The following is a 24,678-nucleotide window of genomic DNA, read 5'->3' on the forward strand; positions in this document are numbered from 1 at the left end:
TTTTCTTCTTTTCCTATTTTTAATTTATATTCTTCCAACTTGCGGCTTTGGAAAGATGTGTTTCTTGACGGCGTCGGAACATTTTTTCTAAGTCTCCGCCATTAAAATGGACAATTGTTGGACGTCCATGCGCACAAGAGTAAGGGTTCTCACAAGTAGCAAGTTCTTTGACTAATGCCCGCGCTGATTCAACATCAAGCGGATGGTTTGCCTTAATCGAACTCTTACATGCCACCATTGTTGCTAAATCATGTCGATATTTTTTGACTGAGAATTCTTTTGTCAAAAGGATTTCATCAATCATCTCATAAACTGTTTCTTCTAAGTCATTTTCTTGAAGCCAAGTGGGATGCTCACGTAGAATTAATTGATTTTCTCCATATTCTTCAAGGAACAATCCTGCTTCTTCCAAAATAGATTTTCGATCTAAAAACATCAAAAAATCATTCTTAGGTAGACTAAAAATGTAAGGGGCCAGTAAAATTTGTTGGTCCATGCTTACTTCACCAATTTTATCGCGCCAATATTCATATTTTATCCGCTCTTGGGCGGCATGTTGATCAATAATATAAAGTCCATCTTGCGCTTGGCAAAGCAGGTAAGTAGCATGCAGTTGTGCCAGATATTCCAAATCAGGAAAGGCCGTTTTTTCTTCTATTTTCTCTGGGCTTTCAGCCTGTTGTTTTTCTTCGATCACAGTTTCTTCGAAAATAGAAGGTGTGCGGGCTTCATCTGGAGGAACAACCTTCTCCTGAGGCATGCTGTACTCCTCATGTACCTGAGTCTTATTCACAAAGAAATCCTGACTTACCTTATCGTAATAAAGGTTTGTTGTTTTGCTCTCACTTGTAACTTCTGGTTGTTCCTCTACTTTCGCCCGCCGTGAATTAAGGTTTTCCAATGCATCAGGAATTAAAGTTTGCTCTACAAAAACACTTTGAATAGCTTCTGTAATCAAACGCATTAGTTCACGCTCTTTTGATAAGCGTACTTCTTGTTTCGTCGGGTGCACATTAACATCGGCTAATTGCGGATCAATCTCAATAGAAAGCACAACAATAGGAAAACGCCCCACCATCAAACGGTTACCGTATCCTTCAAGGATTGCACGGTTTAGCAAGAAATTTTTGATGAAGCGGCCATTTATCATCAAGGTAATGTAATTACGGTTAGCGCGTGTTAGCTCAGGCAAACTCACGTATCCCGAAATCGTAAAATCTAAATCTTCCGCTTCTACTTTTAACATTTTTTTGGCAGTTGAAAGGCCGTAAACGCTGGCAATAACCTGACGTAGATCACCATTTCCCGCCGTTTTCATCAATTCTCTGCCTTCATTGATCAGTGTGAAAGAAATCTCGGGATGAGCCATACTTTGACGATTAATGACATCCGTAATGTGGCTAAGTTCTGCTTGCAAGGAACGAATATATTTTAAGCGTGCCGGCGTATTGTAGAAAAGATTTTGTACAGTAACCTTGGTCCCTTCTCTTTGGGCAATTGCTTCTAATGTGTCCACTTTTCCACCATGACTAATCAAGCGTGTGCCTGACTCTTCATCTGTCACACTTGTCTCAATAGAAAATTCACTGACTGAAGCAATTGAAGGCATCGCTTCTCCCCGAAATCCAAGAGTACGGATTTTAAACAAATCCGCTTTATTTTTGATTTTACTGGTTGCGTGCCGCTTCAAAGACTTAGCAACATCTTCTTTTTCAATCCCCGTTCCATTGTCAATCACTTCAATGAGTCGTAAACCACTCTCTTGAATTTTCACAATGATACGCGTTGCACCGGCATCAATTGAGTTTTCTACTAATTCTTTTACAACGCTAGCAGGCCGTTCTACCACTTCACCAGCTGCTATCTGATTAGCAAGTGATTCATCAAGTTCGATTATTTTTCCCACTTATTCAGACCTCCGCATCAAGCGACTGTTTCTCTTTTTCATAGTCAGTACTTATTATAGCATATTTTAAAGAGAGAAATTTGAAAGCTGAAGAGTTTCTTGACAACAAAGAGAACCTCTCCTGAAATACACCGGAGAGGTCTCTCATATTATCACTTCATTAATCTATTTTAATACTGAAGCTGATCCATGTTACTGAATATAGCTGCGCCAAGAATCATAAAGAAAAGCAAGAGAAGTACGATAACTACTGCACCAATGATAAAGGCAACTAATCCGGCACGATTCCAACCGTCCATAACCTTACGAAACTCTTCTTCATCACGGTAACGATTGTCTGGATTTTGTAGAGCCCAACGTTCTCCATTAATACCGAAAACAATAGCCCAAACAATACCAAAAATCCAGCCAAGCCAAGGAATACATACAAGTAAACTGAGCAAACCGAGATAAGAGCGATTAGCTACACCAAAGAAGACGGGCATAGCCATTGCACCCCAGTTCCATTTTGGAGTTATTCCTGATTTGACACGGTTGTCTGCCAAAAATGGCTCATCTGCATAATCAAATGGAGAAACTTGAGGTGCTTCAGTTTCTTCTTTTTCAGGAAGAATCTCGTCTTTGGATGCTACATCGGGAGCTGCAACCTCTTCTTCAGTTGTAGTTTCCACAATTTCCACAGTCTCCGAAACAGGCGAGACAGAGCGCTCTGTTTCTGATACTATAAGTGTTTCTTCCTGTTTACCTGCAGGAGTTACGTCAACACCATCTTCTTCCATAGTTTCGACTTCGGGGACTTCAGGTGTTTCTACGATTTTATCTTTATCTTCCGCCATACACTCTCCTTTTAACACTTCTATATTTATTCACTTTATTCTAACAATTTTACTATTAAAAACCAAATCTTACAGCCTGTCTTTGAGATCCCATAAAAAGTTCAAAGCTTCGCGTGCTGTCATATTATCGACATTCGTTTCTTTTAGCATCTCAATCAACTCTTGATGGTTATCTTCAAAAGTGAAAAGGCTCAATTGCTCTTTTTCAACTTCGGGTGCCTTGCTCATCACAGGCTTATTCTCCAACTTTTGTAAAATAATATCGGCACGTTCAAGTAATTTTGTTGGCAATCCTGCAATTTTAGCCACATGAATACCATAGGATTTGTCTGCTGGACCTTCCGTAATCTTATGCAGGAAAGTCACATCACCGCCTTTTTCTAAGGTGGCAACGTGAACATTTTCTAACTCCTTAAGATTATCTGCCAACTCCGTCAACTCATGATAATGCGTCGCAAAGAGTGTTTTAGCATGAATATTATCATGAATATACTCAATAATCGACTGCGCCAAAGCCATTCCGTCATAGGTTGCAGTGCCTCGTCCAAGTTCATCAAAAATAATTAAAGAATGCGGCGTAGCATGTTGGATAGCATGATTGGCTTCCATCATTTCTACCATAAAGGTCGACTCTCCTGAGATTAGATTATCACTTGCACCAATACGTGTAAAAATCGCATCAAATATGGGAAGTTCAGCAACCTCTGCTGGTACGAAAGAACCTAGCTGTGCCATAATAACAATCATCGCAAATTGACGCATGTAAGTTGATTTACCAGACATATTTGGCCCAGTGATGAGTTGAATTGCGGTTTGGTCCGGTAACTTAATGTCATTGGGGACATATTCTTGTGCCCCAAGAACGCTCTCAACCACAGGATGACGCCCTTTTATAATGTTAACCTTACGTTCTGGAGTAAAAATTGGACGGATATACTGATATTTTTCGGCAACAGTCGCTAAGCTTTGCAAACAGTCGATACTGGCAATTGCTTTTGCTAATTTCTGCAGGCGCGAGATATATTGTTCAGTTTCTGTACGTACTTGCGCAAAAAGATCATATTCTAAAATACTTGATTTTTCACGTGCCTCAAGCATAATTTCTTCGATTTCAGCCAACTCTTTTGAGCCAAAACGCTCTGAATTTTTCAGCGTGGCTTTACGATAAAAGTGGTCAGGAACACTACCAAGCTGACTCTGCGTAATATGGAAATAATAACCATCTTTGCGGTTAAAATCAATTCTTAATGTCGAGATTCCGGTGTTGGCTTTTTCTTTCGCTTCCAACTCTGCTATCCACGAGGTACCATTTGTTAAAGCTTCGCGATACTTGTCCAGCTGCTCATTATAACCTGACTTAATGACACCCCCTTCAGTGATGACACGTTGCGCAGATTCATCTATTGCCTGACGTATCAAGGAGATAAGCTCTGGAATTTCATCCAGTTGAGAGATCAAGGGTTCCAGGGCTGGATTGTTCATGGTCAGTAAAACATTTTTAATGCCTGGGACATTAGATAAGGAATTTTCTAACTGTAAATAATCCACGGGAAGAACTTTACCGAAGGACACACGGGAAGCCAAGCGCTCAAGGTCGTAAACTCCCTTTAGAGCCTCAATCAAATCTGCCCGTTCAAAGAAATTGTCCACGAAAAGTTGTACAATATCCGCACGTTTATTGATTGCGCTGGCAGAAATCAACGGACGATCTACCCAGTTACGGAGTAAACGTGTGCCCATAGCTGTTTTGGTTTCATCAAGCAACCAATAGAGTGTCCCATGTTTTTTTCCTTCTCGTTTATTTGCGGTTAACTCTAGAGAAGATTTTGTTGCAAAGTCCATTTGCAGAAAGTCTTTTATTTCATAGTGTTCCACTTCCTGTAAGTGACTTAAATCCCGTAACTGAGTGCGATTAACATAGGCCAAGAGCTTTGAAGCCACTTGATTTTCCAAAGGAGTAAGTGTGGAAGCAACGTCTTCATACTCGTATTGCTCTGAAACCATCACGTTCAACTGTTTTTCAAAGACTTTCCTGTCATCATCTGATAGCTCATAACCGACGACAATCTCACGTGCCTTTAGAGATGATATCTCACTGAGGGCTGCTGAAAAATCAGAGAACTGTGTTGCTTTAAATTCGCCTGTTGATAGATCCATATAAGCCAAGGAAAATGTTTCAGAAGCTTTATCCAAGGCCACCAAAAAGTTATTTTCCGTTGTTAAACCCACATCAACAGCTGTTCCTGGTGTGATAACTTGAGTGACGGCACGTTTGACAATACCGACAGCTGTTTTAGGGTCTTCCATTTGCTCTGCCACGGCAACTTTATGGCCCAGATTCACAAGCTGCTCAATATATTGATCTGCTGAATGGTGAGGAACGCCTGCCATTGGAATCGGATTTTCTGCATTCTTATTGCGCGAAGTCAGAGACAATTCTAAAATTTGGGCTGCATTCACCGCATCTTCATAAAAAAGCTCGTAAAAATCTCCCATACGAAAGAGCAAGAAAGCATCCGGATAATCAGCTTTGATATCAAGATATTGCTGCATTCCTGGTGAAATTTTTTCAGACATATAATTCTTCTTTCTTTTGAAAATTGTTTGCTTCTATTATAACATACAAAAAGCCAGCTTAAGCTTGTAGGTAAAAACAAAAAGGACACAAGATCCTTCTCCTAGCGACCTAATGTCCTAAAGCTTCATTAACTTTACTTTCAATTTCACCTGTTACATGATTCAAAAGAGCATCAACAGGCTGCATTTTTAAAAGATAATCCTCAACTAAGGGATCGTTTTTTAAAGACTTGTGTATCTTTTGTGCTGCATTAGATGTTTCTTTAAAGGCCTGTATTTTACCTATTTTTTGATAGAGAACAGCTTCCTTCTGCAGCTCCTTCATTTTACTTTGTTGCTCAAACAGCTCTTTTTCTTCCTGTAAGGTATTTTCTGCTTTTTGAAAAGCCTTAACATAATCCAAATCAAGAATATGTGCAATCAATTTTTCTTTACTTGCATTATAAGGCATCTTCAATCTCCAAGGCTAAGCTTTCTGCAGCCGCTTCATCCTTACAAATGAGCAGTAAAGTATCTGCACCAGCCAAAGTCCCTAAAATTTCCGGGCGTTGCTCATCATCAAAAGCATTCGCCAAAAGATCTGCCTCACCCAGATGCGTGTGTACAACTACATTAACACTGGCAACATCAACTTTCAGTACAAAGTTAGTCAGATATTGTTGCAGCAAAGATTGTGAAGGCGAGTTAAGCTCTGTCAAAAAAACATAAAAGCTCTTGCCGTCTTCACGCTTTTTAATAATATGCAGCTCACGAATATCACGTGACAGACTCGCCTGCGTAATCTTTACCCCTCTAGATTCTAGGACACTTTGAAGCTCTTCCTGTGTCGCAATCTTATTTTCAGAGATAATTTGTTTAATTAAATTTAATCGTTCTTCTCTTTTCATAGTCTCATTATAGCATAAAAATACTCAACAAAATACAAGAATGAAGGTACATTTGTCATTATTTTAAGTTATTATTTATACACATTTTACCTCTTAGGATAAAAATATATGCACCTATCCTCATAATACCAATGAATAAAGAGACCTCTTCCTTGCTTCAACCATTCCACCTTCTAATCAAAAATGTATAAAAATACAAAATATATCTTTTATAATTTTTTCAGTCCGTAAATTCAACACATCACACAAAAAAACATCTCTGAAAAAGAATGCTCCTTATCCTATAAGTTATTTGGCTCACTTCACTCATAAAGCTTAAAATTTAACACAATAAGCACTATACTTTTTTATTTCTATTATGGTATAATTATTCCATGAATGAAAAACTATTAGCAGCAAAATCTTTGTTCGCCGTACTCGATGGTGCGCTTGAACTCGAACAAATCGAAAATTTGCTTGAAAAACCAAAATCATCAGAAATGGGCGATATCGCATTTCCAGCTTTCAGTTTAGCCAAGACTTTGCGCAAAGCCCCACAAATCATCGCTGGTGAAATCGCTGAGAACATTGATGCTACTGGCTTTGATAAAGTAGTTGCTACTGGTCCTTACGTGAATTTCTTCCTTGACAAAAAAGCTGTTGCCACAGCAGTTATCAACGAAGTTATCACTGAAAAAGAAGACTATGGCGACCAAAATATCGGTCATGGTGCTAATGTTCCTATTGACATGTCGGCTCCAAATATTGCCAAGCCTTTTTCTATTGGTCATTTGCGCTCAACTGTTATCGGAGACTCGCTTTCAAAAATTTATGAAAAGATTGGTTACAATACAATCAAAATCAATCACTTGGGAGATTGGGGCAAACAGTTTGGTCTCTTGATCACTGCTTATAAAAAATACGGTGATGAAGCGACAATTACTGCCAATCCAATCGATGAGTTATTGAAGCTTTATGTACAAATCAATGCCGAAGCTAAAGAAGATCCCGCGGTAGACGAAGAAGGTCGCGCTTGGTTCCTTAAAATGGAACAAGGTGACGAGGAAGCCCTTCGCATCTGGAAATGGTTCTCTGATGTCAGCTTGATTGAATTTAACCGTATTTACGGTAAATTAGGCATTGAGTTTGATCACTTTACAGGTGAATCTTTCTACTCTGATAAGATGGATGCCGTTGTTGAAGACCTAGAATCTAAAGGCTTAATGCACGAATCTAAAGGTGCGATGGTTGTAGACCTCGAAAAATACAACCTCAACCCAGCCTTGATTAAAAAAACTGACGGTGCAACATTATACATTACACGTGACTTAGCAACAGCAATGTACCGTAAAGCAACTTTTGATTTTGTAAAATCACTTTATGTTGTTGGTGGCGAGCAACAAAACCACTTCAAACAATTAAAGGCAGTACTCAAGGAAGCCGGTTATGACTGGTCAGACAACATGACACACGTGTCCTTCGGTATGGTAACGCAAGGCGGGAAAAAATTCTCAACACGTAAAGGTCACGTTGTTAAGTTAGAAACAACACTTGACGAAGCGGTAGAACGTGCTCTGAAGCAAATCAACGATAAAAATCCTGACTTGCCAAACAAAGAGCGTGTTGCACAACAAGTTGGGGTTGGTGCCGTGAAGTTCTACGACTTAAAAACCGACCGTAACAATGGTTATGACTTCAACCTTGAAGAGATGGTTTCATTTGAAGGTGAGACTGGCCCTTACGTACAATATGCGTATGCACGTATCCGTTCAATCTTACGTAAAGCAAACTATGTACCGCAACCTGTCAATGTTGAAGAAACACCAGCTGAAGCTTGGGAAATTGTGAAGCTACTCCAAGACTTTGGTAACATTGTTAAACGTGCTGCCGATAAGTATGAACCTTCTATCATTGCGAAATACTCAATTTCCTTAGCACAAGCTTTTAACAAATATTATGCACATGTACGTATCCTTGAGGACAACGAAGGGCTTCAAGCACGTTTAGCACTTGCTAATGCAACTTCTCTTGTCTTAAAAGAAGCATTGCGTCTGCTTGGTGTGGAAGCACCAGAGGAAATGTAAGTTTTCAAATAAAAAAAATAGACCACATGGTCTATTTTTTTTATTTATTCGGTCTCACGCCTTCTGGCCACCAAAGTTTAATCAGCGCCTGAGTGCCATCATTTTCATATCCTTTTTCTGCTAAACGATCATAAAGTTTTTTCGCTCCTGCTGTGGCAGGAAGTTCAATCCCCATTTTTTCAGCCTCAGCTAAAGCAATTCCTAAATCTTTAATAAAATGTTTAACGAAGAAACCCGCGCTAAAGTCCTCACGTAAAATACGCGGTGCATAATTAGTCATTGACCAAGTGGCTGCCGAGCCTCCTCCTACTGTTTGAAGAACTTTTTCCACATCTAAACCAGCTTTATCTGCATAAACCATCAGCTCTGTCATTGCAGTCATCGTTCCTGCAATAGCAATTTGGTTGGCCATTTTGGTATGTTGACCCGCTCCTGCTGCTCCTTGACGTGTAATCGTTTTGCCGATAGCTTCAAAGTAAGGCAAGAGATGTTCATAGGCTTCTTCCTCACCACCTACCATAATTGTTAAGCTGGCATTCTTTGCCCCAATATCACCTCCCGATACCGGAGCATCTAAAGCCGAAGCTCCCGCTTCTTTTGCAGCATGATAAATCTCTTGAGCCAAAGCCGGCTCTGATGTCGTCATATCCACCAAAAACGTGCCGTGTACATCTGCCTTAAATACACCTTTTTCGCCGAAATAAATTTCGCGAACATCTTTGGGATAGCCTACAATAGAAAAAACAATATCCGTTACTTCTGCAATTTCTTGCGGTGTCGCGCAGTAAGTTGCTCCACGCGCTACTAAAGAATCAGTTTTTGCTTTTGTTCTATTATAAACATACAGTTCATTGCCTGCATCAAGTAGATGACCTGCCATTGCTGCGCCCATTACTCCTGTACCGATAAATCCGATTTTTGCCATGATTTCTCCTTTATTTGTTCAATCTTCTTTGCCTTGCTACTGTTCGACGTAAGGCTTTAATCTTTTGATTACGATAATCTTCTAATTTATAGCTTTTCAGCAATTTTTCAATCCCAACACGTGTTAAACCCACTTCCTCTCCTATACTTGCTAGAGCACGGAGGGGATTTTCATCTATACGCTCCTGTAGCTCTTCTTTTGTCAATCTTCTTGCCATATCTTCACCTCTTAAATAAAAAATCCCGCCTAAGCGAGATTGTAACTGGTTATGGGGGAGAGGGGATTTGAACCCCCACACCCTTACGAGCACATGCACCTGAAGCATGCGTGTCTGCCATTCCACCACTCCCCCAGCACTACCTATAATACCAGTTTCAATAGTGTTTTGCAAGAAATAGCTTACGCACCTGTATGCCCTAAAAGGATAGCTATAATCAATACAGCGAGTACCATCATCGTAATAATGACATACATTTTATCACCTTCTTTTGTAAAGGCAAAAATAGAAGCAACTACCCGAAGGACAGGTGTTAAAATCAAAAGAAACAGACCAGTCATAAGCCAAGCGAAGGCTTTAAAAGCGACAAGCCCCTCTGCAATTTCCGACAAGCCTCGAGGATAAGTCGTCCCAGGGTAACCAGAATGCCCCGTGAAAACAAACATAATTAAACCAATAATGATAATTGCCGAGCTAATAAACACACCCGCTCTTAAAATTTTTCCTATTCTGAGTTCAATTTCAAGTAATTTTTCTTTTTCTTCCGTCATAAACCAAGTCCTTTAAGTATCATTTGTAAAGCCATAAGACCAATTACAGGAATAAATATCAAGCGAATCGTCCGAGCAGGCAAATGTGGCATAATACGCGAACCAATAGCTGCGCCAGCTACAATTCCTATCGCTAAAGGTCCTGCTAAGGACGGATCAACATAGCCGTTAAAGAAGTAGACCGTCGCTGAAGCTGCTGCAGTTACCCCAATCATGAGATTTGAGGTTGCAGTTGACGGTTTTAATGGCATTTTCATCGTTGTATCCATAGCTAAAACCTTAAATGCCCCCGAACCTATTCCTAAAAGTCCTGAAGCTATTCCTGCACCAAACATAATCGATGCACCAGCTGGGACTTTTTCCACTTGATAAGCGACCTCTTTTCCTGTTTGCTTATCAAAGTAAGAAGAATTAAGCTTCATCTTTTCTGCCCATTTGTCTGAGGTAACATTTTGCAAGACTTTTTCACCTTGATGTAGCTTACGCCACATATTATAGGCTTGAAAAATCAATAAACAAGCAAAAAGTATATTTAATACCGCAGCATTAAACAGTCCGGCCAAAATCGCTCCTAGTAATCCACCAATTGTGGTAAAAATTTCTAAAAACATGGCGACCCGAACATTGACCAGATCATCTTTCAAATAAGAAATGGCAGCACCTGAACTCGTTGCAATAACAGCGACAATACTTGCACCGATTGCATATTTTATATCAACCCCAAAAAAAGAGGTAATAATCGGTGTGATGATAATTCCACCACCGAGACCTAAAATGCTTCCTACAATACCGGCAACAACGCCAAGTATGAGCATGCAAAGTGTAAAAGTTAATAAAGACATATTCCTATTCTATCACTTTCATTCGAAAGAATCTCAGTTGGAGGGCGCAAAGATATTTTTGTGATATAATTTTCTTAGTAGTAAATTTTTCTCATATAAGGAAATCATTATGAATCGTAAAGAGCTTGAAGAGAGACTTCAAAAAGAATTAAACTTACCTTTTTATCGTGCTAAAATTGCTGAGCGTGATTATACTGAAGCTGAGTATCAAGATATAAAGACCCAGTTAAATAAAGACTATCTGGATTATGTTGATACTTATATCGACTATGCTGAAAATGATGTTTGATAATCAATAGAAAGAAGAGACTTATGAGTAAACAAGTACTTTTTACCATGTTCGGGGCTACTGGTGACCTCGCAAAACGGAAACTTTATCCCGCCCTTTTCCAACTTTATAAAAAAGGCGAAATTGCAGAAAATTTTGCAGTGATTGGTACTGCTCGTCGCCCATGGACCGATGAGTATTATCGCCAAATCGTTATGGAATCTTTAGCTGGTTTAAGCAGTGACCAAGAAGAACTCAATGACTTCTCGAGCCACTTCTACTATCAAAGCCATGATGTAAATGACAGCAGTCACTATCATGCCCTCAAGGAGCTCGGAGATGAACTCCGAGAAAAGTATAATACTGCTTGCAACCAAGTTTTCTATCTGGCTATGGCGCCACAATTTTTCTCAATCATTGCTAACCACCTCAAATCAGAAAAGATTCTGACAGGTAAAGGTTTTGAACGTGTGATTATCGAAAAGCCTTTCGGAAGTGATTTGGAAACAGCTCAAGAACTGAATACTGCACTTAAAGATGTCTTTTCAGAAGATCAAACCTTCCGTATTGACCACTATCTCGGAAAAGAAATGATTCAATCCGTTTCGGCTATCCGCTTTGCCAACCAAATGTTTGAATCCATCTGGGACAAGGACCACATCGATAATATACAGATTACTTTTGCTGAAAGTATTGGCGTTGAAGATCGCGGTGGTTATTACGAAACGAGCGGCGCGCTCAAGGATATGATTCAAAATCATGTGCTTCAAGTTTTGGCTTTACTGGCTATGGAAAAGCCTCAAACTTTTACACAAAAAAACATTTTGAACGAAAAGGTTAAGGCCCTTCATAGCATTCGTAAATATTCCAAACAAGAAGCGCTTGAAGCTTTCATCCCTGGACAATATATTGAGGGTAAGATTGACGGTAAGAACTTTGTAGATTATCGTTCTGAACCCTCTGTAGCGCCAGATTCTAACACAGAAACTTTTGTCGCTGGAAAATTCCTTATTGATAATGACCGTTGGGCTGGTGTTCCTTTCTACGTACGTAGTGGAAAACGTCTGACAGAAAAAGGAACACGAATTAACATTGTTTTCAAACAAGACCCTAATAATATTTTTGATACAGATCTTGGGGAAAACATCCTTACCATTTATATCCAACCTACTGAAGGTTTCTCCCTTACAATTAATGGGAAAGAAGTTGGCCAAGGATTCAATATCGCGCCTATCAAATTGGGCTACCGTCATGATGCAGCAATTTTAGGAAATTCTCCTGAAGCATATGAAAAACTCTTGCTTGACGTTTTACATGGTGATGGCACTAACTTCTCCCACTGGGAAGAAGTTTCCCGTTCTTGGGAACTTATTGATGTTATCCGCCAAGCATGGGATGAAGCGCATCAAGAGCTTCCGAAATATCCTGCAGCAAGCATGGGACCACAAGAAGCCTTTGAACTTCTCAAAAAAGATGGAAGACAGTGGATCTGGCAACCTGATCAATGGTATAAAGAACGCGGTTTAATGTAAATAAAAAAAAAAAGAAACTTCATTGAGGTTTCTTTTTTCCACACATTTATTCACAGTTTTCCACATTTTTGTGAATAAGGTGTGTAAAACTGTGGAAAACTTGGGATAAGTAGAAAAATACAGTGGAAAACCTCGGGAAAAGCCCAATAATAGAAAATAACTCTGCCTCTGCAGAGTTATAATCTTGTATTCCATTTAGGATAGCCGTATTTCCGAATCAACTTTTTCCACACTCGGCGTTCACGCCAGCGGTTAAACTTGGTACTCCAACCATCAGACTCTACCAATTGTTTCACAAGAATACTGCGAACTCCAGCACGGTGTGCAGCTCGAATATCTGTCATTAATTGGTCACCAACCATAATGACATGGTCCGGTCGTTCGTTAAGTTTAACTAAGGCTTTATTTATTCCCCAAGCAAAAGGTTTCATCGCACGCGAAACAAAATCAACATCAAACTTAGCTACCGCACGTTTGACACGGTCATGTTTATTATTTGAGACAACAATAACCTTTATACCATTTGTACGCATTGTTTGTAGCCATTGATGCAATTCGGGTGTTCCATCGGGATTATTCCAAGCAATAAGTGTATTATCTAAGTCCACCATAATTCCTCGAATGTCTCGCTTTTTTAAGTTTTCCACATCCAAGTTATACACAGCTTCTAGAAGATAGTCTGGTTTATAATTCACAAGTTTCATAAAAACATTATACCAAATACAGCAGCATTTACCTAATTGATAAACAAAAAAACTGTCTAACGACAGCTTTTTTATTTAAATTTATCGAAAAATCCTTTTTTCTGTTCTGATACATTTTGTCCGCTAGCTTTTGCAAACTCACGCAAAGCATCACGTTGAGCATCATTCAATTTTTCTGGTGTTACAATATTAATCACAACGTGTTGATCACCTTGACCACTACCACGTAATTTAGGTGCACCTTTACCTTTAAGTCGGAAATTAGTACCTGTTTGCGTACCAGCAGGAATCTTCAACTTCACATTACCGTGAACAGTTGGAACTTCAATCTCATCCCCTAAGGCTGCCTGAACAAAGTTCAATGGCATCTTGTAATAAATTTCGCTACCATCACGTTCAAACTTATCACTTGCAGCAACTTGGAAACGGACATAGAGATCACCGTAAGGGCCACCGTTTGTCCCAGCATCACCTTGACCTTGGAGGCGCATTTGTTGACCTGATTCCACACCAGCCGGTACTTTTACCTTAACTGTGTGTGCCAATTTTTCGTGACCTGTACCGTGACATGTTGGACAAGGAGATTTGATTTCCTTACCTGTACCATGACAAACATCACAGACGACATTTGTTGACATACGCCCTAATGGAGTGTCTCGAATAACTTGTGTTTGTCCTCGTCCATGACATTTATGACATGTTTCAGCATGAGTACCTGGTTTGGCACCTGAACCCGCACAAGTGTGACAAAGCTCTTCGCGATGGTATTTGATTTCTTTCTCAACACCAAAAATAGCTTCTTCAAACGTCAAATTGATACGATATTGTAGGTCATCTCCTTGACGTGGTGCATTTGGATCAGCTTGGCCACCGCCTCCACCAAAGAAGCTTGAGAAAATATCCTCAAAACCACCAAAACCACCTGCACTTTGGAAACCGTCAAAGCCAGAGAAACCACCTTGACTTCCGCCAAAACCACCATTAGCACCTGCGGCACCATATTGATCGTAGCTAGCACGTTTTTGTTCATCACTTAAAGTTTCATAAGCTTCTTGAACTTCTTTGTACTTGTCTTCTGCACCCGGGTCTTTATTAATATCTGGGTGATACTTTTTAGACATCTTTCGATAAGCTTTTTTAATTTCGTCTTGGCTGGCATTTTTATCCACACCTAGGCGTTCGTAAAATTCTGTGTTATTCATATGATTTAAACCTTCTTGACATGGAATTTTTAGAGATTCACTTGGTTTTTCAACCACTTACTCTAAAAGTAGACTATATACACTTCTACCATAATCTATTTTAGCATTTTTTATGACTTTTGGCAAAAAAATTAGCACTCTTATATAAAGAGTGCTAAATTCTAGAGATAAAAAATACAAACCGTAGTTTGTATTTAAATTTTATTTAATTATGGTCGAATGAAACTTACACCAGCTGTTGAACATTCACGTGTTGTTCCCCAACCGCCGTTGAAGTTTCCTTCAATAACTGTCATTTTTGAACCAGATACAGAAAGAACAACTGCAACGTGTCCTACGCCGCCTGCGCCTTGATTACCTGGAGGGAATACAGCAATTGTACCTGCTGCAGGTCCACTGTTTGCATAAGCCACCCAGTCACCAGCATTTCCCATGTATGTTGGCATGTTACCACCAAAGTAATCCCAAACAAATGCAGTACATTGACCAGCTGGATAAGGGTTAGTACCACTGTGTCCTGGGTCTGGTGTTGGTGTTGGTGTTGGTGTTGGTGTTGGTTCTGGCGTTGGTTCTGGCGTTGGTTTAGAAGAATTACCATTGCCACCTGTATTATTTCCAGTCGATGGTGTAGACGAATTGCTATTGTCAGCGGTATTATTAGCGGCTGGAGCTGGATTAGAAGCTGCAGGTGCTGCAGCTACTGCTTTTTCTTGTTGAGCTACTACAGACTTCGCTGCTGCTGCTTTTTCTGCTGCTGCTGCTTTTTGAGCTGCCTTTTCTGCTGCTGCTTTTTGACTCAATAAATCTTGTTTTTTACCTTCTGCAGTAGTTACTGTAGCTTGGTAGTCTAACTGAGCAACTTTGAGAGCAGCTTCTTGTGTCGCCAACTCATTAGCTTGTGCATCTAACTCTTGTTGAAGTTTTGTTGCTTCAGCATATTTCTTTTGGTTATCAGCTAACTTCGTTTGAATAGCTTTTTGGTCAGCTTGTTGTTGCTCAATCATTGACTTGTTAGCGCCAGCAACAGTTGCCATTGCTGTCATTTTTTGAATCGCATCTGTTAAAGATTTTGAGTCTAATACAGCAGACATATAGTTTGTTGCTGAACCATCAGTTTGTGCACTACGTGCTTGAGCTTCAAGGGCAGTATTGCGCTCCTTGATACTCTCACTCAACTTTTGAATCTGTTGTGATTGTTCCTTTTGTTGAGCCATCAACTCATTAACTTTTTTAGTCATTGATGTTTGCTTTGATTTTAAAGTGCTTACTTGTGATTGAATTGAATCAACTTGTGATTGCGCTTTAGCAGCTTCATTCTTTGCATTAGCGATTTTTGAATCTTGTTGTGCAATTTTTGAATCTGTTGAATCAGCCTTTACGGCAGCAAAAGGTGCGCCAGCCGTAAGCACGACTGTCGAGAGCATCAATGCTGTAATAAGTTTTTTCTTCATAAAATTTTAAATTTGCCTCCCTAGGTTAGTTCGGTGAATATAGTATATTGTATCATGTGCCTCCGCCTGTTTTGTAACAAATCAATTACAGTTACGTTTAAGTTTGTTTCTGTCGGTTTCTGTTTTTTATCAATGCACAAAAAAACAAGCAATATTTCATTACTTGTTTTGAGTTATTTCTTATGGGCGGATGAAACTTACACCTGCAGCTGAAACTTCACGAGTTGTGCGGATACCGAGACCTCCACCATTAGGACCTGAGAAGTTTGTTTCTGAGACAGTAAGTTTATCACCATTTACAGCTGTGACCACAGCAACGTGACCTACGCCACCTGCGCCTTGGTTACCTGGAGGGAATACCGCAATTGTACCAACTGCTGGTCCACTATTTGCGTAAACTACCCAGTCCCCGGCGTTACCAGCGTAAGTAGGAATACTTCCACCGAAGTATTCCCAAACACCCCAAGTACATTGTCCCCAAGGGTAAGGATTGCTCAAGCTTGATCCTGGAGTACTTGATGAACCTGAACCACCAGTTACATTATTATTGTTAGTATTATTTGAACCAGTATCAGTAGTTGTAGTTGAGTTTGAACCAGTATTCGTAGTTGTTGTGTTGTTGTTTGATGCTGGTTTGCTTTCTTCTACAGCTGGTGTTGATGCTGCTGGTGCAGAAGCCGCTGGAGTAGTCTCAACAGGTGCTGTAACAACAGGTACTGTTTCTGTATTTACTGTACTTGCATCTGATTTATTTTCGCTCTTAGATGCTGCAGCTTGTTCTGTTTGTGCTTTTTGAGCAGCTTGAGCAGCTTGTTCAGCTTTAGCTTGTTGAGCTTCCACTTCTGCAGCTTTTTTAGCTGCAGCTTCTTGGGCAGCTACTGCAGCTGCTTTTTGATCAATCAAACTTTGTTTTTTACTCTCAGAGTTAGCAATTGTTGTTTGATAATTTAACTGAGCAACTTTGAGGGCGGCTTCTTGGCTTGCCAACTCGTTACTTTGTGTTTCTAACTCTTGTTGAAGTTTTGTAGCTTTAGCGTATTTTGCTTCATTATCTTTCAACTTAGCTTGAATAGCTTTTTCATCTTCTTGTTGCTTTTCAAGCATGGCTTTGTTGGCACCAGAAACGGTTGCCATCGCTGTCATTTTTTGAATTGCATCAGTCAAAGATTTTGAATCCAAGATAGTAGACATATAGTCTGTCGCTGAACCGCTTGTTTGAGCGCTACGTGCTTGTGCTTCAAGAGCTGTGTTACGTTCTTTGATGTCTTTGTGCAAACGAGCAATCTCTGCTGATTGTTCTTTTTGCTCCTTCATCAATTTATTTACTTCATTTGCTGTTGAAGTTTTTTTAGATTGTAAGCTATTTACTTGTGATTGAATCGCATCTACTTTTGCTTGCGCTTCAGCAGAAGAACTTTTAGCAGCGCTGATTGCTGCATCTTGCTTTGCGATTTGATCGTCTGTGCTGTCCGCTTTTACCGCTCCAAGGCTTGCACCCGAAGATAAAATGACTGTCGACAACATCAATGCTGTGATAAGTTTCTTTTTCATAGTTTTCTTTTCTTCCCGTTTTCTATAATTTATAAATATTATAACGCCAAGATAGTCCCAAGTATAACACTCTTTTATAACTTAATCAAGTCAATTTAATTTCTTTAAGAATACTTTTTTTACTCTTTAATTACAAAAAGATGTTCACCGAAGGCGATACATCTTTTCTAAAGGCCATTGCAGCAGTATTGCAAAGGCAATATTTAGGGCTAACGTTGGTGCAAGTTGCCTAACGATAAATGAGACAAAGTTGACATTGACAACACCGACTAAGTTAACAATAAGCGTACTTAAAACTTGAAAAGCAAAAACAATGATAATCACTGTAAATAAACGTGTCCAACGATTGGTAAAGACAACCGTTTGGATTTGATAAACGAAAAGAGCAATAAGAGGTAAAATCAAACTTGCAATACCAAAAATTCCCAAAAAGTAGCTGTCATAGATAATTCCCAAAAGAACACCTACGATAAGAACATAGCTATGACGGTGCTGTGTCACAGTATATACCATAAAAATGAGCAGCAAGTGGCTTACAGGCATGATACTTCCACCAGACAAAGCCGTAAAGAAATGCGTCAGCTGCCCATCAAGTAAGAGTAGGAAAAAAAGAAATAAGGGACTAAAAAATTGGAAGCTAAAACGACTCATATTTAGTTGCCTCCAATCATGCCTTGAATCACAAAGACAAACCGGATATCATACAAATTGCTGGCAGGTTTCACATATACTTTACGGTTCAAGCCTTGATCTGTTTCTTTAACATCAATTACAGTTCCAAGCAAGAGACCACGCGGCGAATCTCCTCCAAGACCGCTAGTAACAACTTGGCTTCCCTTTTCGATATTACCTTCCCCTACTAAAGAAGTGACAACATAAGCATTCTGATCATCATCATAGCTCGCAAGAAGTCCATTTACTGGATCACTCGGGCTACCAAGGCGAACGGGGATTTTAGCGTCAATACCTTTATCGGAGCTCAACAAGGAAACTTTAGAGGAATTTTCGTTTACCTGACTTACACGCCCAATAACACCCCCATTAGCCATGACGAGTTGACGGTTTTTGATGCCTTGTTTACTTCCGCTATCAATTACGAGCGTATCTGCCCAACTGGCCGGATTACGGGTAATCACATTTGCAGAAATACTCTTATAGTCTGTCAATGTTTCTTGAAGCTTCAATGCTTCTTTTAATTCTTTATTTTCAACTTCTAGACTTTCTTGGTTATTTTTTGAACTACTTAAGTCTGCCACCTGTGTTTTTAGGGACTGATTTTGTTTGTATGTATCAAAAAGATTGCCCACTTGATTGGCTTTGTCTTGAACAAAGCGGATCGGTGCACCAATGATTCTGTCTATGGTTCCTGTACCATCATTAATAATTTGTGTCATCGTTGATGGATTTTTATTATTTTTAAAATTATCAGCCGAGATGAAGATTGCTGTAAATGCTGAAATAACAATAATTAAGGCGATAATAATCATTTTACTAAGATTGAATTTTTTCACTGTTCATATTTCCCTTCGCAAGAGCTTTGTTTAGCCTCTTTATTTTATCAAAATTGTCAACTTTTTGATAGAATATAATTAAATTTTCTTCTATAAAATTATATCGGAGGTCCGTAAATATGACACAACAAGAAATTCCAGTCTTCGGTGAAAAAATTGCCGGAGTTGATTACCAATACCGCTATGGAGTGTATGGTATTGTTTCACGTGAAAACAAGAGCCAAATCTGTCTTGTGCAAGCACCAAACGGAGCCTTTTTTCTCCCTGGTGGAGAAATTGAAGCAGATGAAAACCATGCTCGCGCTTTAGAAAGAGAACTTCTGGAAGAGTTAGGTGCGACTGCGACTTTAGGACGTTATTTCGGACAGGCCGACGAATATTTTTATAGCTCACATCGGGATAAATATTTTTGCAATCCTGCTTATATCTACGAGACTTTGGAAGTTCATTTTGATCAGGCTCCTCTTGAGGATTTCAATAAAATTTTCTGGTTTGACGTTCCGACTGCTTTGGTTAAACTCAAGCGCGGTTCTCATAAGTGGGGCGTAGAACAATGGCTTAAGAACAAATAAAAAGAAGGAGCACACTCCTTCTTTTTATTTTTCTATAAGTTTAACTCCGCCTTGTCCTGCAACAATAACTTTTTTGACCATGTTATTAAACAAACCATGTTCGACAACTCCCACTGTTAAATCAAGCTCTTCAGCCAGCTTTTCTGGCTCAGTAATCTTCTCAATATGCAAATCAATAATATAATGTTGCATATCAGTTATGAGCTTGTCTTGGCCATTCATCCGCCATGTTGGTGCATAACCAGCCGCTGCAAATTTTCGGAACAACTGCTCTGAGCCGTAAGGGATAACTTCGACAGGAACTTTAAAACTGCCAAGATTTTCTGAAAGTTTACTTTCATCAACAATCCAAATATAATCTTTAGAATATGTTGCAACGATTTTTTCCATCAGCAAAGCCGCACCACCACCTTTAATACCATTAAGGGCTGTATCAATTTCATCTGCACCGTCTACTGTCAAATCAACATAATCCACTTCATCAATTGATTTTAAAGGGATATTAAGACTTTCAGCTTGCTGACTGGTTACATTTGACGTCGTTACTCCAACAATATCTAAACCTTCTTCTTTAACACGGCGCCCCAATTCTTCCACAAAGAAAGCTGCCGTTGAACCTGTTCCCAATCCAACAATCATACCAGACTTCACGTACTCAGCTGCTTTTATACCCACTTGTTTTTTTAAATTTTCCATTTGTAAAATCCCTTCAAATACTCTTCTCAATCATTATAACAAAAAAGCGAAAATAACTCGCTTTTTATTTGAATATCTAAGTTTTTCTTAAACCTTTTAAAGCCACTACATTAGCTACATACAATACAAGAGCAAGCAGCCCTAAAATAAACAGATTGTTTCCGATTTGAGAGAAACCTTCGCCTTGTTTCACTACTTTTTGAAGTGCATCAACGCCATAATACAGAGGCATAAGATGTGCAATCCAGCGTAAGGGCGCTGCCATTGTGTCGACATTAATAATACCTGAAAAAAGGAATTGTGGTACGACAGCTATCGGAACAAACTGAATAAATTGAAATTCAGTTTTCGCAAGGGCAGACAACAAAAGTCCAATCAACAGCGCAATCAGAGCAATCAATAAATTAATCAACAAGACTAATATAAAGTTCCCCAAAATCTGCATTTGTAAAACATAACGTGTCCAAAGTACAATTAAGCTTGTTTGAAGTAGTGCGAGGAAACCGTAGGCTAAAGTATAACCTGCCACAATTTCAGTACGTCTTACAGGTGTAACCAGCATTCGCATAAGTGTACCACTGCTTCGTTCATTAACAAGTGAAATGCCTGATATTAAAAAGACAAAGAAGAAAACGAAGAAACTTACCAGCAGTGGCGCTAGATTATCAAACATACTCAGGGAACTGTCACCATAAAGATAATGACTTTTTATATTCAGAGCTAGTGTTTCTAACGAGTCTTGCGGCACTTTTTCTGCAGAACTTTTTGCTTGGTTTTCTCGCATACTCGCTGGGATCTTTTGAGCAATTTGTCCAATCATCTGAGTAAGTGCCTGTGTTTTTGACGTATCTCTATTTGCATAAGTTACTTCTATTTCATTTCCTACCAGCTGTATCAGAGCATCTAAATTGTGAGTATTTACTATTTCTCGAGTATTTAACGTTTCTTCTATTTCAATCACTTTTAGTTTTTCGTTCTGCTTGAGAACTTGTGCTAAAACAGGTTGGTTTTCTTGTAGACCTACACGATATTTTATATCCGAAGGAACTTGAAGAAGAAAATATAAAAGACTGATAATGCCAAGGGGAGCAAAGAAAAGTAAAGCCAAGCTTCGTTTATCTCTCAACCTTTGTAGCAGTATACGTTTAAAAATCGCTTTAATTCTCATCATAATCACCTGCTTGAATAAAGGCCTCTTCCACAGTAGTAACATGAAACTGGGATTTAAGGGCTTCAGGACTACCTTGGGCCACAAAGTGCCCGTCTCTTAATAAAACAACTCGATCACACCGCTCTGCCTCTTCCATTACGTGTGTCGTCAATAGAATAGCTTTGCCCATCTCTGCTTGTCGCTTAAGCTCTGTCCATATTTCCTGTCGAAGTTCTGGATCAATACCAACTGTGGGCTCATCTAGGCATAAGAGAGGAGCACCCGTCTGGAGAGCAATTGCTAAAGATAAGCGACGCTTCATTCCGCCAGAATATTTCGAAACAGCCTTGGACAAAGCTGATGTTAACCCAACGGTTTGAGCAGCTTTGAGCAGCTCCTCTTCACTTATTTTTCCTTGCAAGGCTCCAAAAAATTCCATATTTTGTTTCCCTGTAAGTTCTGTAAACAAGGCATCCGACTGTGCCATATAGCCAATTTTGCACAACACTTTGCGGTTAGGAATCGAGATATCAAGTAGTTTGATTTCTCCACTATTAGGAGCAACAATCCCGAGTAATGCATTCATAAAAGTTGACTTTCCCGAACCTGAAGGACCGATGAGTCCAACAATTTCTCCTGCAAAGAGACTTAAAGATAGTTTTTTTAAAATCTCTTCTTTTTCAAATTGGACACTTAGATTTTTTACAGAAACTATTTCTTCCATAGCTACTCCTTGAGTTTTAAAATTTCCTCTTCTGTGAGCGGACGGTATGCTCCCTTAGTTAATTCCGGATCCAATCTTAAACTTCCCATACGTAACCGTTTGAGATAAGTTACCTTCATCCCTACAGCTTCAAACATTCGTTTGACCTGATGAAATTTACCTTCATGAATAATCAGGCGGATTTCACTTTTATTCTCCTCTGATTTCTCAATAAAAAGTTGACCTGGTTTGACGTTTTCTCCAGATTTCAAGGTCAAACCTGCTGCAAATTCTCGAACAGTCTCTTGTGTAACCTGGCCTTGGATTTGAGCAAAGTATTCTTTTTCTACATGTTTTTTAGGGCTCAGAAGATTATGGCTCAGTGGCCCATCATTTGTTAGCAACAGAAGGCCTTCTGTATCTTTATCTAAGCGCCCTACAGGGAAAAGATCTTCGCGAAAATCTTTTCCCTGTAATAATTCGACAACTGTTTTGTCCTTATTATCCTTCGTTGCCGAAACAACACCAGCGGGTTTATTAAGGAGGTAATAATAAAATTCTTGATAGCCTATGGGTTGCCCATCATAATTTATACAATCTTTATCTGACTCAACATGTAGTTTGCCGTCTTTCACCTTCTGATCATTCACTGTCACTTTTCCTGTCTTGAGAATCACCTTAACTTCTTTACGTGATCCCAGCCCGGCTTCCGCCAAATATTTATCCAATCTCATACTCTTATTTTACTAGAATTTTGCTTAATATGGATAAGATAAACCTTTAAGAAAGAGTTGACGAATCTTTATTTTTATGACGACTTGTTATATAATAGGGCATACTGAAATTAGTAATTAGGATAAAAATATGATAACAAAAGAATTTGATACTATAGCAGCCATCTCCACGCCTTTAGGTGAAGGAGCAATTGCTATCGTCCGATTGTCTGGTAGCGATGCTGTCTCAATCGCTAAAAAGGTCTTTCAAGGGAAAGATCTCGATAAAGTTGCTTCACACACCATCAACTATGGTCATATCTTTGACGAGGACCGTCTCGTTGATGAAGTTATGCTCTCTGTAATGAAAGCTCCAAAAACCTTTACGCGTGAAGATCTTGTGGAAATTAACACACACGGCGGAATTGCTGTCACCCAAGAAATTTTGCAACTCCTGCTGCGCTCTGGCGCTCGTCTCGCTGAACCAGGTGAATTTACTAAACGTGCATTTTTAAATGGACGTATTGACTTGGCGCAAGCCGAATCCGTAATGGATTTGATTCGTGCTAAAACAGATCAGGCAGCCAATATTGCTGTAAAACAGCTCGATGGAAGCCTCTCTAACTTGATTAACAACATTCGTCAAGAAATTTTAGAATCGCTCGCGCAAGTGGAAGTCAATATTGATTATCCCGAATATGATGACGTTGAAACGATGACAAGTCAAATGCTTCTGGAAAAAACAGCCCATTTTGAACAACTTCTGGAAACACTTCTTGCCACAGCTAAACGCGGTAAGATTCTGCGTGAAGGTTTGAGAACAGCAATTATTGGCCGGCCAAATGTTGGTAAATCAAGTTTGCTCAATCAACTTTTACGTGAGGAAAAAGCCATTGTTACCGACATAGCCGGAACAACACGTGATGTTATCACAGAGTTTGCCAATATTGGTGGTGTGCCCCTTGAGTTAATTGATACTGCTGGTATACGAGAAACTGAGGATATCGTCGAAAAGATCGGTGTTGAGCGTAGTCAAAAAGCCTTAGAAGAAGCCGACTTGGTCTTACTTGTGCTTGATGCTTCGTCACCTTTAACTCCCAAAGATCTGGAGTTGTTGGAACTTTCTTCTTCGACAAACCGTATCGTCTTGTTGAATAAGACCGATCTACCAGAAAAAATTGAGCTCGAAAAACTCCCTAAAGACTTTATCAGAATTTCTGCCTTAAAAAATGAAAATCTTGATGCCGTCGAAAAACAAATACGCGCGCTATTTTTCTCTGGGGAAATTGAAGCAAAAGATGCAACGACTCTCTCCAATGCGCGTCATATCGGTCTAGTTGAGCAAGCTTTAGATGCTTTGAAAGAAGCAAACAGAGGTTTGGCGATGGGACTTCCTGTGGACCTCATCCAAGTGGATGTCACGCGCTGTTGGCAATTGCTTGGTGAAATAACCGGAGAAGCTGCACCGGATGAACTGATTACTCAGCTTTTCAGCCAGTTCTGCTTAGGAAAATAAAAAAACATAAGTAGGAGGAAATTCCACTTATGTTTTTTTATTCACTGCCAGCCCATGAATAAGGCCAGAAGAATCGATGCTGATCCGATAAATGAAAGAAAACACAAGACAAAACCAAAGGTGAAGATACTTGTGCCATCTCCTTCATAGGATCTTCTTGTGCGCTTTCCTTTATAGGCAAACATACTGCTTAAGGAAAGGAGAGTGAAAATAAGCTGCAAGGAAAGAAACCGCCATTCGGCAGAAAAGTTCAGCAAAGAAAGTCCACCACCTAGAAATGCTAAGAGAAGTCCCATTTTTATCAT

General features: G+C 39.5%; 25 protein-coding genes and 1 tRNA gene. 5 read left to right on the forward strand and 21 right to left on the reverse strand.

Annotation, left to right across the window (positions count from 1 at the left end):
* Positions 1-19 precede the first annotated feature (19 nt).
* The 5 genes from mutL to argR form a co-directional block, all read right to left on the reverse strand.
* Positions 20-1,906, reverse strand: coding sequence for a DNA mismatch repair endonuclease MutL (gene mutL, locus lgb_RS09875; protein ID WP_019291967.1), 1,887 nt, complete (start codon positions 1,904-1,906; stop codon positions 20-22).
* A 170-nt stretch (positions 1,907-2,076) separates the two neighbouring features.
* On the reverse strand, positions 2,077-2,742 hold the full coding sequence (locus lgb_RS09880) for a hypothetical protein (protein ID WP_019293300.1): 666 nt from the start codon (positions 2,740-2,742) through the stop codon (positions 2,077-2,079).
* Positions 2,743-2,811: 69 nt separating this feature from the next.
* Positions 2,812-5,319, reverse strand: a complete 2,508-nt coding sequence (mutS, locus tag lgb_RS09885) for a DNA mismatch repair protein MutS (RefSeq protein ID WP_064305360.1) — start codon at positions 5,317-5,319, stop codon at positions 2,812-2,814.
* Positions 5,320-5,428: 109 nt separating this feature from the next.
* Positions 5,429-5,770 (reverse strand): YlbF family regulator, encoded by a 342-nt coding sequence (locus tag lgb_RS09890; protein WP_019293298.1) that lies wholly within the window; start codon positions 5,768-5,770, stop codon positions 5,429-5,431.
* A complete protein-coding gene (gene argR, locus lgb_RS09895) occupies positions 5,760-6,206 on the reverse strand; it encodes an arginine repressor (protein ID WP_019291971.1) in 447 nt (148 codons plus the stop codon). Before argR ends, lgb_RS09890 begins: the two co-directional genes overlap by 11 nt.
* A gap of 374 nt (positions 6,207-6,580) precedes the next feature.
* Here argR and argS point away from each other — a divergent pair, with 374 nt between their 5' ends.
* Positions 6,581-8,269 carry an arginine--tRNA ligase gene (gene argS, locus lgb_RS09900; protein ID WP_019291972.1) on the forward strand — a complete coding sequence of 563 codons (1,689 nt, stop codon included), beginning with the start codon at positions 6,581-6,583 and terminating at the stop codon, positions 8,267-8,269.
* Between the two features lie 40 nt (positions 8,270-8,309).
* Here the strand turns inward: argS and lgb_RS09905 are convergent, their stop codons facing one another.
* The 5 genes from lgb_RS09905 to lgb_RS09925 form a co-directional block, all read right to left on the reverse strand.
* Positions 8,310-9,194: an NAD(P)-dependent oxidoreductase gene (locus lgb_RS09905; protein ID WP_019294269.1), complete on the reverse strand. Its 885-nt coding sequence runs from the start codon at positions 9,192-9,194 to the stop codon at positions 8,310-8,312.
* 10 nt (positions 9,195-9,204) lie between these two features.
* Positions 9,205-9,411, reverse strand: a complete 207-nt coding sequence (locus tag lgb_RS09910) for a hypothetical protein (protein ID WP_019291485.1) — start codon at positions 9,409-9,411, stop codon at positions 9,205-9,207.
* A 52-nt stretch (positions 9,412-9,463) separates the two neighbouring features.
* A tRNA-Leu gene (locus tag lgb_RS09915) sits at positions 9,464-9,546 on the reverse strand.
* Positions 9,547-9,593: 47 nt separating this feature from the next.
* Complete coding sequence (locus lgb_RS09920; RefSeq protein WP_019294268.1) at positions 9,594-9,962, reverse strand: DUF1634 domain-containing protein; 369 nt, start codon at positions 9,960-9,962, stop codon at positions 9,594-9,596.
* Positions 9,959-10,804: a sulfite exporter TauE/SafE family protein gene (locus lgb_RS09925; RefSeq protein WP_019291483.1), complete on the reverse strand. Its 846-nt coding sequence runs from the start codon at positions 10,802-10,804 to the stop codon at positions 9,959-9,961. The genes lgb_RS09920 and lgb_RS09925 overlap by 4 nt, the downstream gene beginning before the upstream one ends.
* Before the next feature lie 109 nt (positions 10,805-10,913).
* Between lgb_RS09925 and lgb_RS09930 the strand changes: the two genes are divergently transcribed.
* Positions 10,914-11,093 carry a hypothetical protein gene (locus lgb_RS09930; RefSeq protein ID WP_019291482.1) on the forward strand — a complete coding sequence of 60 codons (180 nt, stop codon included), beginning with the start codon at positions 10,914-10,916 and terminating at the stop codon, positions 11,091-11,093.
* A gap of 23 nt (positions 11,094-11,116) precedes the next feature.
* A complete protein-coding gene (gene zwf / locus lgb_RS09935) occupies positions 11,117-12,604 on the forward strand; it encodes a glucose-6-phosphate dehydrogenase (RefSeq protein ID WP_019294267.1) in 1,488 nt (495 codons plus the stop codon).
* 176 nt (positions 12,605-12,780) lie between these two features.
* Here the strand turns inward: zwf and lgb_RS09940 are convergent, their stop codons facing one another.
* The 6 genes from lgb_RS09940 to mreC form a co-directional block, all read right to left on the reverse strand.
* Positions 12,781-13,308, reverse strand: a complete 528-nt coding sequence (locus lgb_RS09940) for a YqeG family HAD IIIA-type phosphatase (RefSeq protein ID WP_019291480.1) — start codon at positions 13,306-13,308, stop codon at positions 12,781-12,783.
* A 71-nt stretch (positions 13,309-13,379) separates the two neighbouring features.
* Complete coding sequence (gene dnaJ, locus lgb_RS09945; RefSeq protein ID WP_019294266.1) at positions 13,380-14,510, reverse strand: molecular chaperone DnaJ; 1,131 nt, start codon at positions 14,508-14,510, stop codon at positions 13,380-13,382.
* A 209-nt stretch (positions 14,511-14,719) separates the two neighbouring features.
* The gene (locus lgb_RS09950) at positions 14,720-15,961 is read right to left on the reverse strand and encodes a coiled-coil domain-containing protein (protein ID WP_249663213.1); all 1,242 of its coding nucleotides are present in this window, start codon (positions 15,959-15,961) and stop codon (positions 14,720-14,722) included.
* A 180-nt stretch (positions 15,962-16,141) separates the two neighbouring features.
* Positions 16,142-17,512 carry a CHAP domain-containing protein gene (locus tag lgb_RS09955; RefSeq protein ID WP_019294264.1) on the reverse strand — a complete coding sequence of 457 codons (1,371 nt, stop codon included), beginning with the start codon at positions 17,510-17,512 and terminating at the stop codon, positions 16,142-16,144.
* Between the two features lie 144 nt (positions 17,513-17,656).
* Positions 17,657-18,163, reverse strand: a complete 507-nt coding sequence (gene mreD, locus lgb_RS09960; RefSeq protein ID WP_019291476.1) for a rod shape-determining protein MreD — start codon at positions 18,161-18,163, stop codon at positions 17,657-17,659.
* A gap of 2 nt (positions 18,164-18,165) precedes the next feature.
* Positions 18,166-19,023, reverse strand: a complete 858-nt coding sequence (mreC, locus tag lgb_RS09965; RefSeq protein WP_019291475.1) for a rod shape-determining protein MreC — start codon at positions 19,021-19,023, stop codon at positions 18,166-18,168.
* A gap of 119 nt (positions 19,024-19,142) precedes the next feature.
* On the opposite strand from mreC, the gene lgb_RS09970 reads away from it, so the two are divergent.
* A complete protein-coding gene (locus lgb_RS09970; protein ID WP_019291474.1) occupies positions 19,143-19,595 on the forward strand; it encodes an NUDIX domain-containing protein in 453 nt (150 codons plus the stop codon).
* A 24-nt stretch (positions 19,596-19,619) separates the two neighbouring features.
* Here lgb_RS09970 and rpiA read toward each other — a convergent pair whose 3' ends face one another.
* From rpiA to lgb_RS09990, 4 genes are all read right to left on the reverse strand, one after another.
* Positions 19,620-20,291 (reverse strand): ribose-5-phosphate isomerase RpiA, encoded by a 672-nt coding sequence (gene rpiA / locus lgb_RS09975; protein WP_019294263.1) that lies wholly within the window; start codon positions 20,289-20,291, stop codon positions 19,620-19,622.
* Positions 20,292-20,367: 76 nt separating this feature from the next.
* Positions 20,368-21,459, reverse strand: coding sequence for an ABC transporter permease (locus lgb_RS09980; RefSeq protein ID WP_019294262.1), 1,092 nt, complete (start codon positions 21,457-21,459; stop codon positions 20,368-20,370).
* On the reverse strand, positions 21,449-22,165 hold the full coding sequence (locus lgb_RS09985; protein ID WP_019291471.1) for an ABC transporter ATP-binding protein: 717 nt from the start codon (positions 22,163-22,165) through the stop codon (positions 21,449-21,451). Before lgb_RS09985 ends, lgb_RS09980 begins: the two co-directional genes overlap by 11 nt.
* 2 nt (positions 22,166-22,167) lie before the next feature.
* The gene (locus tag lgb_RS09990) at positions 22,168-22,878 is read right to left on the reverse strand and encodes a pseudouridine synthase (RefSeq protein ID WP_019294261.1); all 711 of its coding nucleotides are present in this window, start codon (positions 22,876-22,878) and stop codon (positions 22,168-22,170) included.
* Positions 22,879-23,008: 130 nt separating this feature from the next.
* Here lgb_RS09990 and mnmE point away from each other — a divergent pair, with 130 nt between their 5' ends.
* The gene (gene mnmE, locus lgb_RS09995) at positions 23,009-24,373 is read left to right on the forward strand and encodes a tRNA uridine-5-carboxymethylaminomethyl(34) synthesis GTPase MnmE (RefSeq protein WP_019294260.1); all 1,365 of its coding nucleotides are present in this window, start codon (positions 23,009-23,011) and stop codon (positions 24,371-24,373) included.
* Between the two features lie 41 nt (positions 24,374-24,414).
* Here mnmE and lgb_RS10000 read toward each other — a convergent pair whose 3' ends face one another.
* Positions 24,415-24,669 carry a hypothetical protein gene (locus tag lgb_RS10000; RefSeq protein ID WP_019294259.1) on the reverse strand — a complete coding sequence of 85 codons (255 nt, stop codon included), beginning with the start codon at positions 24,667-24,669 and terminating at the stop codon, positions 24,415-24,417.
* Positions 24,670-24,678: the final 9 nt, after the last annotated feature.

The sequence above is a fragment of the Lactococcus petauri genome (assembly GCF_023499275.1).
Lineage (GTDB): Bacteria > Bacillota > Bacilli > Lactobacillales > Streptococcaceae > Lactococcus > Lactococcus petauri.

Bases quoted from the DNA above. Each gene is read 5' to 3' on its own strand.
- lgb_RS09950 (WP_249663213.1), bottom strand. From the start codon at position 15,961: ATGAAGAAAAAACTTATTACAGCATTGATGCTCTCGACAGTCGTGCTT.
- dnaJ (WP_019294266.1), bottom strand. From the start codon at position 14,510: ATGAATAACACAGAATTTTACGAACGCCTAGGTGTGGATAAAAATGCC.
- mutS (WP_064305360.1), bottom strand. From the start codon at position 5,319: ATGTCTGAAAAAATTTCACCAGGAATGCAGCAATATCTTGATATCAAA.
- rpiA (WP_019294263.1), bottom strand. From the start codon at position 20,291: ATGGAAAATTTAAAAAAACAAGTGGGTATAAAAGCAGCTGAGTACGTG.
- argS (WP_019291972.1), top strand. From the start codon at position 6,581: ATGAATGAAAAACTATTAGCAGCAAAATCTTTGTTCGCCGTACTCGAT.
- lgb_RS09985 (WP_019291471.1), bottom strand. From the start codon at position 22,165: ATGGAAGAAATAGTTTCTGTAAAAAATCTAAGTGTCCAATTTGAAAAA.
- lgb_RS09955 (WP_019294264.1), bottom strand. From the start codon at position 17,512: ATGAAAAAGAAACTTATCACAGCATTGATGTTGTCGACAGTCATTTTA.
- lgb_RS09970 (WP_019291474.1), top strand. From the start codon at position 19,143: ATGACACAACAAGAAATTCCAGTCTTCGGTGAAAAAATTGCCGGAGTT.
- lgb_RS10000 (WP_019294259.1), bottom strand. From the start codon at position 24,669: ATGGGACTTCTCTTAGCATTTCTAGGTGGTGGACTTTCTTTGCTGAAC.
- lgb_RS09990 (WP_019294261.1), bottom strand. From the start codon at position 22,878: ATGAGATTGGATAAATATTTGGCGGAAGCCGGGCTGGGATCACGTAAA.
- lgb_RS09980 (WP_019294262.1), bottom strand. From the start codon at position 21,459: ATGAGAATTAAAGCGATTTTTAAACGTATACTGCTACAAAGGTTGAGA.
- lgb_RS09925 (WP_019291483.1), bottom strand. From the start codon at position 10,804: ATGTCTTTATTAACTTTTACACTTTGCATGCTCATACTTGGCGTTGTT.
- lgb_RS09880 (WP_019293300.1), bottom strand. From the start codon at position 2,742: ATGGCGGAAGATAAAGATAAAATCGTAGAAACACCTGAAGTCCCCGAA.
- lgb_RS09930 (WP_019291482.1), top strand. From the start codon at position 10,914: ATGAATCGTAAAGAGCTTGAAGAGAGACTTCAAAAAGAATTAAACTTA.
- lgb_RS09920 (WP_019294268.1), bottom strand. From the start codon at position 9,962: ATGACGGAAGAAAAAGAAAAATTACTTGAAATTGAACTCAGAATAGGA.
- lgb_RS09905 (WP_019294269.1), bottom strand. From the start codon at position 9,194: ATGGCAAAAATCGGATTTATCGGTACAGGAGTAATGGGCGCAGCAATG.
- lgb_RS09910 (WP_019291485.1), bottom strand. From the start codon at position 9,411: ATGGCAAGAAGATTGACAAAAGAAGAGCTACAGGAGCGTATAGATGAA.
- lgb_RS09890 (WP_019293298.1), bottom strand. From the start codon at position 5,770: ATGCCTTATAATGCAAGTAAAGAAAAATTGATTGCACATATTCTTGAT.
- argR (WP_019291971.1), bottom strand. From the start codon at position 6,206: ATGAAAAGAGAAGAACGATTAAATTTAATTAAACAAATTATCTCTGAA.
- mnmE (WP_019294260.1), top strand. From the start codon at position 23,009: ATGATAACAAAAGAATTTGATACTATAGCAGCCATCTCCACGCCTTTA.
- mreD (WP_019291476.1), bottom strand. From the start codon at position 18,163: ATGAGTCGTTTTAGCTTCCAATTTTTTAGTCCCTTATTTCTTTTTTTC.
- zwf (WP_019294267.1), top strand. From the start codon at position 11,117: ATGAGTAAACAAGTACTTTTTACCATGTTCGGGGCTACTGGTGACCTC.
- lgb_RS09940 (WP_019291480.1), bottom strand. From the start codon at position 13,308: ATGAAACTTGTGAATTATAAACCAGACTATCTTCTAGAAGCTGTGTAT.